This is a genomic window from Staphylococcus sp. HGB0015 (assembly GCF_000411275.1).
In the GTDB taxonomy this organism is placed as follows: Bacteria; Bacillota; Bacilli; order Staphylococcales; family Staphylococcaceae; genus Staphylococcus; species Staphylococcus schleiferi.
The window spans coordinates 380,216-395,051 of record NZ_KE150418.1 but is presented as its reverse complement, the minus strand read 5'-3'; the positions used below and the strand labels follow the sequence as shown (position 1 = coordinate 395,051).

Annotated in this window: 14 protein-coding genes; 7 read left to right on the top strand and 7 right to left on the bottom strand. The window is 36.4% G+C overall.

All coding sequences use genetic code 11. From position 1 onward, the window contains the following. Positions 1-146: 146 nt before the first annotated feature. Positions 147-671 carry a YfiT family bacillithiol transferase gene (locus HMPREF1208_RS08435; protein WP_016425943.1) on the bottom strand — a complete coding sequence of 175 codons (525 nt, stop codon included), beginning with the start codon at positions 669-671 and terminating at the stop codon, positions 147-149. 274 nt (positions 672-945) lie between these two features. Here HMPREF1208_RS08435 and HMPREF1208_RS08430 point away from each other — a divergent pair, with 274 nt between their 5' ends. From HMPREF1208_RS08430 to HMPREF1208_RS08410, 5 genes are all read left to right on the top strand, one after another. After that, a complete protein-coding gene (locus tag HMPREF1208_RS08430) occupies positions 946-1,380 on the top strand; it encodes an Hsp20/alpha crystallin family protein (RefSeq protein ID WP_016425942.1) in 435 nt (144 codons plus the stop codon). A 462-nt stretch (positions 1,381-1,842) separates the two neighbouring features. Next, positions 1,843-2,148 carry an SPIN family peroxidase inhibitor gene (gene spn / locus HMPREF1208_RS08425; protein ID WP_016425941.1) on the top strand — a complete coding sequence of 102 codons (306 nt, stop codon included), beginning with the start codon at positions 1,843-1,845 and terminating at the stop codon, positions 2,146-2,148. A 305-nt stretch (positions 2,149-2,453) separates the two neighbouring features. Beyond that, complete coding sequence (locus HMPREF1208_RS08420) at positions 2,454-3,500, top strand: 2,3-butanediol dehydrogenase (protein WP_016425940.1); 1,047 nt, start codon at positions 2,454-2,456, stop codon at positions 3,498-3,500. Between the two features lie 296 nt (positions 3,501-3,796). After that, positions 3,797-4,360, top strand: coding sequence for a TetR/AcrR family transcriptional regulator (locus HMPREF1208_RS08415; RefSeq protein ID WP_016425939.1), 564 nt, complete (start codon positions 3,797-3,799; stop codon positions 4,358-4,360). 187 nt (positions 4,361-4,547) lie between these two features. Continuing rightward, a complete protein-coding gene (locus tag HMPREF1208_RS08410) occupies positions 4,548-5,756 on the top strand; it encodes a multidrug effflux MFS transporter (protein WP_051116772.1) in 1,209 nt (402 codons plus the stop codon). A gap of 84 nt (positions 5,757-5,840) precedes the next feature. Here HMPREF1208_RS08410 and HMPREF1208_RS08405 read toward each other — a convergent pair whose 3' ends face one another. Continuing rightward, entirely contained in the window at positions 5,841-6,482 is a 642-nt protein-coding gene (locus HMPREF1208_RS08405) for an NAD(P)-dependent oxidoreductase (RefSeq protein ID WP_016425937.1), read from the bottom strand. Between the two features lie 331 nt (positions 6,483-6,813). Here HMPREF1208_RS08405 and HMPREF1208_RS08400 point away from each other — a divergent pair, with 331 nt between their 5' ends. Next, on the top strand, positions 6,814-7,440 hold the full coding sequence (locus tag HMPREF1208_RS08400; protein ID WP_016425936.1) for an FMN-dependent NADH-azoreductase: 627 nt from the start codon (positions 6,814-6,816) through the stop codon (positions 7,438-7,440). A 345-nt stretch (positions 7,441-7,785) separates the two neighbouring features. Beyond that, positions 7,786-8,574: an LPXTG cell wall anchor domain-containing protein gene (locus tag HMPREF1208_RS08395; RefSeq protein WP_016425935.1), complete on the top strand. Its 789-nt coding sequence runs from the start codon at positions 7,786-7,788 to the stop codon at positions 8,572-8,574. Positions 8,575-9,046: 472 nt separating this feature from the next. On the opposite strand, the gene HMPREF1208_RS08390 is transcribed toward HMPREF1208_RS08395, so the two are convergent. The 5 genes from HMPREF1208_RS08390 to HMPREF1208_RS08370 form a co-directional block, all read right to left on the bottom strand. Continuing rightward, entirely contained in the window at positions 9,047-9,748 is a 702-nt protein-coding gene (locus tag HMPREF1208_RS08390) for a 6-carboxyhexanoate--CoA ligase (RefSeq protein WP_016425933.1), read from the bottom strand. A gap of 12 nt (positions 9,749-9,760) precedes the next feature. Next, positions 9,761-10,882: an aminotransferase class I/II-fold pyridoxal phosphate-dependent enzyme gene (locus HMPREF1208_RS08385; RefSeq protein WP_016425932.1), complete on the bottom strand. Its 1,122-nt coding sequence runs from the start codon at positions 10,880-10,882 to the stop codon at positions 9,761-9,763. Beyond that, entirely contained in the window at positions 10,879-12,252 is a 1,374-nt protein-coding gene (gene bioA, locus HMPREF1208_RS08380) for an adenosylmethionine--8-amino-7-oxononanoate transaminase (protein ID WP_126496483.1), read from the bottom strand. The genes HMPREF1208_RS08385 and bioA overlap by 4 nt, the downstream gene beginning before the upstream one ends. Next, complete coding sequence (gene bioD / locus HMPREF1208_RS08375) at positions 12,242-12,919, bottom strand: dethiobiotin synthase (protein WP_016425930.1); 678 nt, start codon at positions 12,917-12,919, stop codon at positions 12,242-12,244. Before bioD ends, bioA begins: the two co-directional genes overlap by 11 nt. 292 nt (positions 12,920-13,211) lie before the next feature. After that, the gene (locus HMPREF1208_RS08370; RefSeq protein ID WP_016425929.1) at positions 13,212-14,816 is read right to left on the bottom strand and encodes an L-lactate permease; all 1,605 of its coding nucleotides are present in this window, start codon (positions 14,814-14,816) and stop codon (positions 13,212-13,214) included. Between the last annotated feature and the right edge of the window lie 20 nt (positions 14,817-14,836).

Here is a 14,836-nt window from a genome sequence, read left to right as displayed (position 1 = left end):
ATTTGTGACAATGCATTGATTCAAACATGAATTTTCAGTCTATGCTAATTAATAAAATAGGCTAAATATTTTCAATTATCCCTCTTAATCTTTATAGAAAATTACATCATAAAATGGCTTTAACCTTATTAAAAGTGACTTCAATGTTATAAAGATACCTCACTTTTGCCGAGGGCTATTTGAATATGAGCCAAGTGATGGCGCTCGTGCCAAGATAACTTTGCGATTGTTTCCCCTACTGAAATTTCACCTGTACCTTCTAATAAGAAAGTACGTGTTAAATCACTTTCTGATAACTGTCGGCCAATCGCTATAATACGTTTGTTAATCATTTCTAAAAGTTGTATAGAGATGTCTACAGGAAGTTGATAATCTGGTAACTGGACCCACACATCTTGCTGGAACTCTGCAATTTTCAGCTGATTATCTGTTAATGCCATTTTTAAACGATAATACATATTGATTTGTGAATCTGCGATATGATGGACAAGTTGTCTCACTGTATAGCTACCCTCACGATATGTTTGGTGATATTCTTTTTCGCTAAGGTTCCCAACAACTTCCTTTAAATTTTGTACATAACCTTCAATCTCATCTAACCATTGATGAATCGCCTTCAATGTGATTGATGTAGGTAGATTTAACTGACCAATTGGATATCTTACGTTCAAAACGACCCCTCCATCCATTTGTAGTTACTTTCATCATATCATTTCATCTTGAACTTATCATTTAAATACCAGCTCAACCCAAAACACTCAGTATCACGCGTAGTTTTAATTTTGAAACTGAGAAATATACGGAATACTTTTAATCAAACTTTGACCTTGACTATCTTTGACTTTAGGTGTATACTGTAACCATAAAGTTAAAGGCGCTTGCTTGATAAAGCTTCATGAAGTGCCTTTCTCAAATCATTATGAACAATACAAGGAGAGATGGACTATGGCATTTGAAATGAAACCTTTCAATAATTCTTTTTTCAATATGGAACCAAGTGACTTTTTTAAAGACTTTGGCCGTCATTTTTTCGACGACAATTTTGCACAAGCTGCCATTACGACTGACATTAAAGAATTAGATGATGCCTACATCGTTGAAGCTGAACTTCCTGGTATGGACAAAGAAAATATTCGCGTGCAATTTGAAAACAATATTTTAACAATTGCTGCACAAAATACAGTTGAAAATAACAACGAAGATGAGGAAGGACGCATCATCCATAAAGAACGAAGCTATCGCAATGTTCAACGTCAATTTAGTTTTGATCATGTGGATGCTACTCAAATTAAAGCAGCTTATCAAAATGGCATGCTTAATGTAAGACTTCCTAAAGATATGCGTAATGATCAAACTGATAAAAATATTCCTATAGACTAAAGCTATTTTAAATAAAGTGTTCTTCGGGTTGGGCTAGACCATCAATTTTTTGTCTTCCCATCCCAAATAGGCGACTGACTTTTTCTACTCTAAAGATAATCGTAGAAGAGGACCAGCCGCCTATTTTTATTTTTCCACCGAAAATACATTTAAGAATTCGGTTTTAATATTGTTTTGACCTAATAATAATAAGATCATACATTATCAGTTTTTTATCAGATCTTTTCTATCAAAAACGCTTGAAATATCCCCGTAAACCTTGAATCATTCATGTTTATGTGACATATTTTTATTTTAAAAACTTTTATTAAAACAACTCCATAACTTATTTAGATAAAACAATGCAAGTATTTTGCTCAATTATTAAATAATTATTAACGATTATTAAATATACTCAGTAATGTAATATTTACCATATAACTGTGTTATATTGTGTATATAAATTTAAAGGAGTTGCATAATATGAAGAAATTATTAGTTTCAACTTTAGCAGTTGGTATTTTATCTACAGGAGCAGTTGCTTTAAGCCAAAATGCACACGCAAGTGTCATCGCTCAAAACGGTATTATTTTACATGACGATTCAAGATTATTAGAACATGAACTCACATATATCGATGTCTTAGTAGATGAAAACGCAAATCCTCAAACAAAACAACGTGTAAAAGATTACTTTGACAAACAAGGTTTACACAGCGTTCAAGAAATCATCCTAAAAGCAAAATCTCAAGGATTAGACACATCTAAATACGATCACTTACTTAAATAATAATATATAACCTAACGCTTTAGGGGACAGGATTGTCGTACATTTAAATACGTCGTCCTGCCCCTTTTTTGCTGTTTAAAAATTATGCTTAATCTAGCCCCGCAATGCTACTATCCATTTTTAATAATTATCGAAAATAAGCATTTCTCCCCTTTATTGAAGCGCAACTTAAATAAATCTCATTTTTTATTTCCGACAATTCATTATTTTTTATATAATTTTGAATTTATTATTTACAACCATTGTTTTCCGCAAAAAATAGGAATATAATAAAGGTGTAAATATTATAGAAGAAGGTGCTTAAGATGAAAGCAGCAGTTTGGTACGGACAAAAAGATGTACGTGTTGAGGAACGCGAACTTCGACCATTAGGTGCTAACGAAGTCCGAGTTCAAGTCAATTGGGCAGGTATTTGTGGTACAGATTTACACGAATACTTAGAGGGGCCTATCTTTATTTCGACTGATCAACCCGATCCATTCCTAGGACAAACTGCCCCTGTAACATTGGGACATGAATTTGCTGGCGTTATTTACGAATTGGGTTCAGACGTGAAAGATTTTGAAGTTGGCGAACGTGTTGTCGTTAACCCTACCGTTTCAAAACACGAAAAAGAAGAAAACGTTGATTTGTATGATGGATACAGTTTTGTTGGCTTAGGTTCTGACGGTGGTTTTGCAAGATATACCAATGTTCCTGCAGAAAACATTTACCGCTTGCCTGACAATGTCTCAGATGAAGAAGGTGCTCTTGTAGAACCAACAGCTGTCGCAGTACAAGCCGTTAAAGAAAGTGGCCTTCTCTTCGGAGATACGGTTGCCATTATTGGTGCGGGCCCTATCGGATTACTAAACGTTATTGCGGCTAAAGCAGCTGGGGCAAGCCAAATCTTTGTCTTCGATTTATCTGAAGAACGTTTAGCTAAAGCGAGAGAAGTTGGCGCAACGCATGCCGTTAATTCCGGTAAAGAAAATGTAGAAGATTACATTGCTGAACATACTGAAAATGGTGTAGATGTTACATTTGAAGTTGCAGGTGTGGCACAAACATTGAAAGATTCAATCAATATTACAAAACCACGTGGTACTGTCGTTATCGTTTCTATTTTTGGTAGACCGATTGAATGGCATCCAATGCAATTAACAAATACTGGTGTGAAACTAACATCAACAATTGCATATACACCAACGACTTTCCAACAAACTATTGATTTAATGGCTGAAGGCAACTTAAATGTAAAAGGTGTGGTCACTGACCATATCCAACTTGAAGATATCGTTGAAAGAGGATTTAAACAATTAGTCAGCGATAAATCTCAAGCTAAAATTTTAGTCAATATTGCGCAATCATAAGCAAAAAAAATATTAGATGAAAGAAAAAGCTAGAAGCGTGTCTATCACGTTTTTAGCTTTTTCTTTATTTGCAGACTTTTGTAAGCATTAAATACACTTTTCTCAGTTAAAAATAAACGCATTCTAACCTTCTTTGACTACTTAGTAAAAAAGATTTAAGCCTTTACGATTCAAATACCTCACATCAAAAAGAATGGCTACAATCTTTGTTGGAGCAGAAAATTCGTAAGCGGACACCCATCTCATTTATAATTAATCTCGTCTAAGACAAACAATGATACGTACGGAGGGAGAGCATGGCCAAACGTAGTGACGCGATTAAAAATGAACAACTGATTATGAAAACCGCACAAACACTCTTTAACAATAATGAAGTCGAAAAGGTCAGCATGAAAAAAATAGCAGAAACAGCTCAAATTGGTACCGGCACACTTTATCGTCATTTTTCCGATAAATCCGAGATTTGTCATGCCTTACTTGAACATCACATTGAAGCGATGTTCGAAAAAATTGAGCAACAAAAGCAACGTGTTTCAGACCAACAAGAAGTACTTCGTTTTATTTTTTTAACGTTAATTCAACTGATGGAAGATCACGTCGACTTACTCAAAGAAATAGAACGCAAAGATAAGCAAAATCGTGTCATGATGCAAACACCTTTTTATTTAAAGCTGAAAGATGAAGCAGTGGCCTGTATCACACAATTAAACATTGTATCGGATCCTGATTTTCATGCCGATTTATTATTGAATTCATTTTCTGCAGATGTCTTTGAATATCAGCATTATGTTAAAAAGATTCCTTCAGAACAATTTGTTGACCGCGTCTTGAAAATTTTTGTTCGTGGTGTTCAGTCTTAATTTATGCAACATTTTGAAGGATCATCAATATCATAGAGGTGCAATGGTGTAATGCGCCATAAGTTCAATTTAGGGATTCAAAACAACAACATGAAACAGCATTCAGCACGGAAGTCTCCCCTTTGATTTCCGTGTTCTTTTTATGGTATAGGGCGTCAAATCTTAAATAGAAAAAGGAGAAACAATGATGAAAGAAAAACGTATATCACGTATATTCATCTTAATTATGGCCGGACTATCTGCATTTGGTCCGCTTTCAATTGATATGTATTTACCTGCATTACCTGAAGTCAAATCGATGTTGAATACCACTACGGCCCATGTACAACTCACACTCACATTTTTTATGGTAGGCCTTGCAGTAGGAAATGTTGTACTGGGGACACTTTCGGATAATACAGGACGTAAAAAACCTTTAACAACTAGCTTAATCGTTTATATTTTATCTTCAGTAGCAATCGCACTTACACCTAACATTACACTGCTTATCATTTTCCGATTTATTCAAGGTGTCTCTGGAGGTGCGGGTATCGTTTTAGCAAGGGCAATTGCGACAGATTTATATAAAGGAAAAGCACTCACACAATTTTTAGCTATGCTCATGCTTGTCAATGGTGCTGCACCTGTTTTAGCGCCTATGTTTGGTGGCGCAATCTTGAGCTTTGGTGATTTTAGAATACTTTTTTGGATACTTGCTATTTTGGCATTACTGATGCTGCTAGGTGCCCACTTCAAAATTGATGAAACGCTACCGCCCGAGCTACGTCGTCAAGGTAACTTCAAAAGTGTCATAGCTGACTTTAAATTGCTGTTAACGCGCCGTTCATTTGTTGTTCCGATGTTAATTCAAGGGTTTACTTTTGCCATGTTTTTCGGTTATTTAGCTGCTTCTCCATTTATTATGCAAAATATTTATCATCTCACTGCCCAACAATATAGCTATATTTTTGCTTTGACAGGTATTGGGTTAATTGGGACAGCACAATTAACAGGCCGATTAGTCGAGCATATCAATCAGCACACACTGTTTCGCATTTATTCAATGATTCAATTAATTGGAACTGGTATTGCAATTGTTGCACTTCTTAATCATCTTAGCCTATGGATTTTGTTGCCAGCATTCTTACTTATAGTTGCCCCTGTGGCAGGTATTGGAACTTTAGGCTTTGCAATTGCGATGGAAGGTCAACAAAAAGGCATTGGGAGTGCATCAAGTTTGGTTGGACTCATGCAATATTTTATCGGCGCGATTGCCACACCGCTTGTTGGCTTACAAGGCGAACATAGCTTTATCCCTTATATCATTGTTATCACAATTACAATGAGCTTAATCGTCATCTTTCAGCTTTATCAGTTTTTTATTGTGGAAAGAAAATACACACCATCTCAATCATAAAAAAAGAAGCGCTAAGACGATTTTCTATTCACAATCATCTTAGCGCTATTTATTTTGGGATTCATTTTCGTCTCCATATTTATGCTAAATATGCTTTTCGCTAACGACAGTCATTTGTTGTCGATTGTGATCGCCACTTTCAACTTCATCGACAATTGCAAGTGCCATATCAGGATAGCTTAAATAACTTTCGCCATCTGAATTATATAACATGACATCTCCACCGATACGATATCGACCTGTACGTGGCCCTTCTGGATCATAAAATGCTGATGGGCTCACAAATGTCCAATTTAAATTCGAAGTTGCTTGTAAATCCTCTAAATTTTTAGCTTGTCCTATCGCGATTTCATATGCAAAATCTGGAACAGTGCCTGCTGAAAAGCCATTTTGCTTACGTGAGGTATCCACATATAAACTGCCTGCACCCCCTAATACGACTAAACGTGTTTCTGTTCCACTCAAAGCTTCAATGAGTACACATCCTGCATCAATATGCGGCTGTGTTTGTCCAATCGGCGTGCCAAACGCATTGACCACAACATCAAACACGGATAAATCCTTAGTCGTCAAATCAAAAATATCTTTCTCCAATACTTTTACTTCAGATTGCTCTAATTTAGATGCATCTCTAACGATTGCCGTGACATCTAATCCTCTTTTTAGCGCTTCATCTGTAATCAAACGACCTGACTTGCCTGTTGCACCGATAATTCCGACCTTCATTTTGAAGACCTCCTTATTTCTTATTACACTTTGAATCGTGTCCATTATAGGTACAGATTATAAAAAAATGCAAACATTGTTGGCTCTCAGCTAAAGGAAACTCTCTTTGGAATATTCAATATCCATTCCACATCCAAAGTAATTTATTCAATTTTCACCCTTAACAAAAACTTTACATTTAAGGAAAAATACCGTCATATCAGTTATGATAAGACACTTTTTTTGATGGATAGGCAAAAAATATTACGAATTCGAGATTTTATTGTTGATATATTTTTTATACTTGTTATAATGAGATTATGAATTCGATAAAGAAAGGGAAGTATTAAATATGACTCAATTACTTTACATTACAGCACATCCATTAAATGAACTTGTATCATCATCTATGGCAGCAGGGAAAGCATTCAAAGAAGCTTACGAACAAGCACACCCTGAAGATGAAGTAGTACACATCGACTTGTTTAAAGAAGATATTCCTCAAATTGATGCAGATGTTTTCTCTGGTTGGGGTAAATTACAAAATGGCGAACAATTAACTGAAGACGAAAGTCGTAAAGTAAATCGCTTAAATGAAATTGTAGAAACATTTATCAACGCAGATAAATATGTTTTTGTTTCTCCAATGTGGAATTTATCTATTCCTCCTGTACTTAAAGCATATTTAGATGCCGTTTCTGTTGCTGGTAAAACATTTAAATACACTTCAGAAGGTCCAGTAGGCTTATTAACTGACAAAAAAGCGTTGCACATTCAAGCACGTGGCGGCTACTATTCTGAAGGTCCTGGTGCAGAATTAGAACTTGGTGACCGATATGTAAGAACAATGATGGGCTTCTATGGCGTGCCTTCTTATGAAACAGTAATCATCGAAGGTCACAACGCTGAACCAGAACGTAGCGAAGAAATCAAAAACGCTGCAATCCAAAAAGCACAAGAAGTTGCTAAAACATTCTAATTAATATGAAACGACCTGATTCACCTCACCCTTTTAGCTCGAAATCTTTCGGCTAAAAGGGATTTTTTTATGATTTAAAACATAAAATTTTTAATAATTGATTCAGAATCCCTTTTTGAAAGTAACATATTTCTTAACTTTTCATTAAACACAACTCAAATAAATGAATTTTTATATACACTTGTGTTATATTGCAAACAAGAGGATAGAATGTTATTAATTTAGTTATTTTAAAAACTCCCATAGTTATTCCATTCTTTTTATACTTAAACCTATACCACTTCAATATTTAATAGCATCACTATTCCCATATCATTGTAAGTTAATATAAAGGAGTTATGAAAAATGAAAATGAAATATTTACTCGGTTCAACAGCTTTATTATCGACGTTAGTCCTCGCGGGACAACCTGGTTCAGCAGAGGCATCAACTACAGAGGCTTCATCACAAAACAATCAAGCAGCACATGTGATCGACCCTGGTTTTGTTCAACCGACGAATGATGAATTGAAAGAAGGTTACTTAGCTGAAAATGATCATGGCTTTGTTCAACCAACAAACGATGAAATCTATCAAGCCTACACACCTGAAAATGATCATGGTTTCGTTCAACCGACGAATGACGAGTTGAAAAAAGGTTATTTAGCTGAAAATGATCACGGCTTTGTTCAACCAACAAACGATGAAATCTATCAAGCCTATACACCTGAAAACGATTATGGTTTCGTTCAACCGACAAACGATGAGTTGAAAAAGGGCTATTTAGCTGAAAATGATCACGGTTTTGTTCAACCGACGAATTATAGCACTAACAAGGACTACACACCTGAAAATGATCATGGTTTCGTTCAACCAACAAATGACGAGTTGAAAAAAGGTTATTTAGCTGAAAATGATCGTGGTTTTGTCCAACCAACTAAAGACGAAATGAAGCAAGACTATTCTCCAGCAAACGATCGTGGTTTCGTTCAACCAACTAAAGCAGACATGGCTATGGGCATGAACAAATCTCAAGGTCAAAAAGTATTACCAGCAACAGGTGAAACGGCTTCTGCTACACCTGCAATCATTGGTGGCGTTTTATTCGCTTTAGGTAGCGGTTTACTTCTTCTTAAACGTCGTACAACTAAATAAAAGTCAAGCATAATAAAATACGCTAAAAAGATGCGCGATAAGTATGAATCTTACTACTTAAGCGCATCTTTTATTTTCGTTCTCAATTGTTTAAAATATACTTAAAGTATTTTTATTTTTGCCTTATGGTATGATTCAAATCATTCAAGTATCATGGGACATCATTATCTAATGAAAGAGATTAAAATGAAAAAAAGAATACTCACTTTCCTATTTTTTATTTCTTATATGATTTTTGTTTATATCGTGCTCTTTGTTCTTTTGCCAGCACTCCATATTACTGCTCATTGGCAAATACAAGTTGCCACAGTATTACTCTTTTTTTAGGCCTCTTTTTAGGTATTAGGATAAGACGTCGATTTTTAGAATAATATGGTGTATCAGTATCAATAGTGTTATAGATGGTATGCGTCACTTTGAGTCAGAAAAGTACCTTTAAAAAATCAAGAACAGCGGCTATCTATTGCGTTTCCTATTTTTCCTTTGAGCCATCCAATGTCGTAATTTGTTTCGGCTGCTGTTCTAAAAAAGTGACATAGTGTTCAAGATGAATACGGTCATCAACAAAAATAATACGTCCACCTTGACGCGTCCCTACTGCCTTGATTTGATGAATCCGATGATAGCCTGTTCGACGTGTCGCAAAATATCCCGTTGTATAGTTCAAATCATCGGATACGCAGAGTTCCCCTTTGACATAGGGCGAAGCAGTCGTACAACTTGCAATAGCCAGTGCATCTTTGACTCGAGCCGTGTAGGTTTGAGGTCCTTGGTCATCAAAGCAAAATTGTGTGACACGTATACCTCTGTCACCACTTCGATCTAGTCGTTCTCCCGTTTGTGCACTTAAAATCAACGCCCCCGAATATTGAATCGAATTAAAAATGTATGCCATCCCTTTATTTAACGCCTCTTGTGTAATACCATTTTCATTGCATAATTGCGCAATCTTATCATTTGGACGATCGATGATTGATAATGCCGGTAGACGCATTAATGGTTGAGTCACTTTTTCAATTTTTAAATTTAAAAAATCCGCTTCTCCATTTTCATGATGAAATCCCTTTTCAAAAAATGTTTGAATCACATCAACAATCTGCTCTTTTTCACAAATCGTTTCTGCACCGCTTGTATGTTGCTCATTTTGATTGGCTCTCATTTTTACACTGTACATGTTCGGCCTCCTTCACTGAATTTGTTCCATGACTTCAAAAAGTCGCTCAATGTCATGTTTATCATGTAACCAAGAAAGTGAAATGCGTAAAATGGGCTGTTGGACTGTTGGATATCGAAAGAGGCTTAATAATATGCCCTGTGCGTTCAATTGTTCTTGTGCCTTTGCAGCCTTTGTATTATCAGTAAATGGGATTTGTTTAATTGGAGACAAAGCCATCTCTGGATAGCGTTTTTGCGTATATTCAGCATGTAATTCATTAAAACTTTGACTTAACTGTTGTATCTTTTGACTTCGCTCTGTATCTTTCAACATCAAGCTAAGATTGTTTTGAATGCGATATAAATTAAAGAGTGGCAGTGCACTTGAATAAATGAGTGCCCGTGCAGTGTTAATCAATACTGTTTTAAACAATGCGGAACATAATATCGCGCCTCCATGTGCACCTACTGCTTTCGATAAACTGGTCGTTAAAATATCAATATCTTCATAATATGAATGCAACCTTAATCCAAATGCATGGGCGTCATCTACAAAAAGCCATGTATTCGGATAGTGCTTTTTTAGTTGAACAAGCTGTTGTAAATCCGCAAGTCCACCGTTCGTTGAAAACACACTGTCTGTCACAATGATTTTGGTCTTTGATTTTGGATATTGTGCCAACAAATTTTCCAAATGTTGCACATCTCGATGTCGATAGATTTCTTTATCCATACGACTTAAGCGAATACCATCAATCAAACTCGCATGGTTCTCTGCATCAGAAAACACAACAACAGATTCATCTTGAAAAGCTTGAAATACAGCTAAATTGGCATCATAACCACTATTCGTTATAAGCGCTGCTTCAAAACCAAAATATTGGCTCATTGTCGTTTCGATTACTTCATATATTTCAGCGTTGCCACTGACCCATCTTGAACTCGCCAAATTTTCAATGGCAGCTAAATGTTTTTCATCTGTAACATTGAGAGAGAAGGGCGCTTGACCTAAGCCTAAATAATCATTGGAAGTAAAATTGAGTAACTTTTGTCCGTTCATTGTCAGCCATTTTCCTTCTAACCGTTCAACGGGTTTGAGTGCTCTAAAATGACCTTGTGCCTTAATTTTGGCTAGCTTTTGTTCTAAGTTCATCGAGAGGCGCCTCCCTCCGATTCAACACGATACTGATTTAAAAGCACTTTTTTGAAAATGCGCACCATTTTTTTAATCTCTTTGTTCGACATACTTAAAACGGGCACAAATGTAATGACATTTTCTAAATTTCGAATCATCAGCCCTTCTTGTTTACACTGATCAATGATGGCTTCTACACTTTCTATTGCTAACGGCGTCTTTTGTTCTTTATTTGCGACGAGTTCTACACCATACATCAAACCTCTGCCTCGAATATCTCCTACATAAGGATGCGTCGATAACGTATGTAACTGTTGTGCAAGCGTTTGTGACGTTTTTTGAATTTGCGATATGAGATGACGCTTTTTAAATAATTTAATATTTTCTAATGCTACGGCACATACGACTTGGTTTCCTGTATACGTATGACCGTGAAAAAATGTCTTTTCAGCATGCGTATGACTTAAAAAGGCATCATATATTTCTTGTGACGTTAACGTTGCAGCAAGCGGAACATAGCCTCCTGTGATGGCTTTGCCTAAGCACATCAAATCAGGTTGCACATCTTCATGCTCACATGCAAACATCTTGCCAGTACGACCAAAACCAACTGCCACTTCGTCAACAATTAGTAACACATCATACTTTCTACATAATTGTTCCACAGCTTTCAAAAAGCCTTTAGGATGCACAAATAAGCCTGTTGCACCTTGAATTAATGGCTCAATAACAAACCCCACAATTTCATCACCGCGCGTTTGTAATAGCTTTTCGATTTGGTCGAGTATGCGCGCTGTCATCGCCGCTTCTGATTCAGCATCACTATGATAAAAAGAGGGACATGGTACTTGGATATTTTCAAAGATTAAGTCATTAAAAATGCGATGAAATGTATCAATTCCACCAACACTCACCGATCCAATCGTATCGCCATGATAAGCTTGATGTAAGGTCAGAAATTTATTTTTCTTCGCATACTTTTCAGGGTCTTTATTTTTCCAATATTGATATGCAATTTTAATAGCGATTTCAACAGCTGCACTCCCTGTATCTGAATAGAACACTTTTTTCAACCGTTCAGGTGTGATTTGGACTAACTTTTCCGCAAGCTTGATGGAAGGAATATTGGATGAACCTAAAAGGGTTGAGTGCGCAATGGACTTTAACTGCTTTTGAATTGCGCGATTTAACTGCTGATTTTGATGGCCATGTACATTAACCCATAGAGAAGCATAACCATCTAAATAACGACGTCCTTTTGTATCATATAAATAACTTCCCTTGCCGCTTTCGATAATAATGGGTTCTTTTTCAGCATACACCCCCATCTGCGTAAAAGGGTGCCATACATACTCTAAATCTTTTTGAACTAATGCCTTATGTTTCATCATTAACCGCTCCTTTAATTTTTGATAAGAAAGATTCTGAAAAGTCTAATGCTGTTCCATTTTCTGGGAACACTTCAAGTGATTGACCTGTTATTTTTTCTATCGTTTCTAAATTATCTTGTTCTAATGGACGATGTTGATAGCGATTGAGCATAAATAACGTCGGTGGTAAGGTCATCGACTGGATAAAATGATGATGAACGACAGCATCACTAATGGCACCTAATTGCGCAGGTAAAATCGTCAGAACTAAATCTGCTGTTTCACGAATCAAATCTGTCGTCATATAAAATTCAGTTTCTCCTTCGTATATCGGAACAGCAATACCACCTGCGCCTTCAATAATGACAATATCAAACTGTGCGTCTAACGTTTGGATACGATTAATAACGGATTGAAGATCAAAATGCTGTTGCGGCTCACGCTTAAAAGCTAAATGTGGAGAAACCGGATCTTTAAATGTATAAAGTGACGTTCTTTCATAACTCAAACCACAGTCCCTTTTGTAACTTTCTAAGTCGGGATAAGTGCCATCAGCTAGCATCTCAGTCTGAAAGGGCTTGAAGATTGTCGTACGCCACCCCTGTCGCTGTAAAAAATGAAATAAATGCTTTGTCACATATGTTTTTCCAATATCTGTGGCTGTTCCAGTCACAAAAAGTTTCAAATTCATTCACCTCTTTAAAAAATCTTTACAAACCATATCTTAATCATTCCACTTTTAATTGTAAACTTATTATATATTTTAGTTTACAATTAAGCACTTTTCCTTTTATAAAGGTATAAAAAAAGACAGGACAGAAATCGATTTGATTTCATTGTCCCGCCTAGATAATGTGCAAATTGAACAAGTGTTTGCACAGCCACTTAAAGACAACTATTCTAATGTTTTACCTCATGACGTCTATACAGACGACTCAATTGGAATCACTGTGCCTTCGATCTATTGCACTCATGAGTTAAAAGAAAAATGTAACGAAAATGTAGGCACTCAATCCAACGAGTGCACAATAAAGGAGTGCAGGTCCTAACGTTTTACGAATGACGCCGCCTTCTTTACCTGCCATATTGACCACCGCACATACCGCCACAACGTTATGGACACAGATCATGTTCCCTGCTGCACCACCAATGACTTGTGCGGCTAAAACGGTATAGAGATCTGCACCAATCGTATGCGCAATATTGGCTTGAACTGGCGCAAAAGTCAGTGTCGAAACGGTTGCACTTCCTGTGATGAATGATCCCAGTGCGCCTAAAAACGGAGCAACAAAGAGCCACATATCACCAAACGTATGCGCCATACCATTCGCTATGTATTCCGGCATACTAATCAATTCTTTCGTATTTAAGCCTGAGTTACTAAAGACATGGACCATTGCCAAAGTTGCGACAAGTGTAATCCCTGTTGTGCGAATCGTTTTGGCAGAATCTTTACACGCCTTCCCTAAGTTTTTAAATGATTTACGTTGAATAATCACCGCAAAGATTGCTGCTATAAATAAAATAGTTCCTGGTGAATACAATAATTGCCAACTAGACGAGATTGTATCGTAACCTAAAATATGGTTCCATGATAAATCGAGCGTCTTCGTTGTAAAAGCTTTAATGGGTTCTACAATACGTGTTAAGAGTAATAAAGCGACCACAATTAAGTACGGTGACCATGCTGAAAACAAATTCATTTCATGTGGTTGAGATAAATCTGCTTCGATATGATCCTCCACTAATGCGTCTTTCCATTCATTTTTAGGTACGAACCAACCTTTTTTAGTCATAAGTACTGCGACAACTAAAGCAGTTAATGAACCTAAAATCGATACAAATTCTGGACCGATTAAAGTTGCATATCCCCATGCAGAAACAGCGTAAGCTACCCCTACAATTAACGTCCAAGGTACCATTTCTAAAATCGCCTTTAACTTATGAGATTGACCAAAAAAGATAACCATTGTCGCTACAATCATCAATGGAATAAAGACACCACTTAATAAATCGATCAGTGTAATGTGAATCGCAGTTTGTGAAAACAATGTATCAACCGCATTTTTAAGTGTACTTAAACCGACTAATATTGGCGTCCCTACTGCACCAAATGAAACGGAAATACTATCCGCAATCAATGCCGTTGTGACACTGACAATAGGTCTAAAGCCTAAAGCCACCATTAAAGGCGCCGTCACCATTGCAGGTGTCCCAAATCCTGATGCCCCTTCAATGAGTGAACCAAATAAAAAGGCAACGATAATCACTTGAATACGCATATCACTTGAGATGCTTTGAAAACTCGCATTAATACGTGCGACAGCGTTTGTTTCTCTTAATGTATTTAATAAAGTTAATGCACCGAATAAAATTAATATAATCGTTAATGTTTTATGTGTCCCTTGTAATAGAGAAGCACCAATGACACCTGCATCGATTCCCCATACAAAGAACCCTAATACAGTGACAACTATGGCACTAATCGTCATCCCCACAAGTGCAGACATACGTAATAATACCAAACATATAAATGGCGCAATAACAGCACTTAACGCCACAATCATTAATAAGGTATTCATTTTTGGATCCCCCTCATATC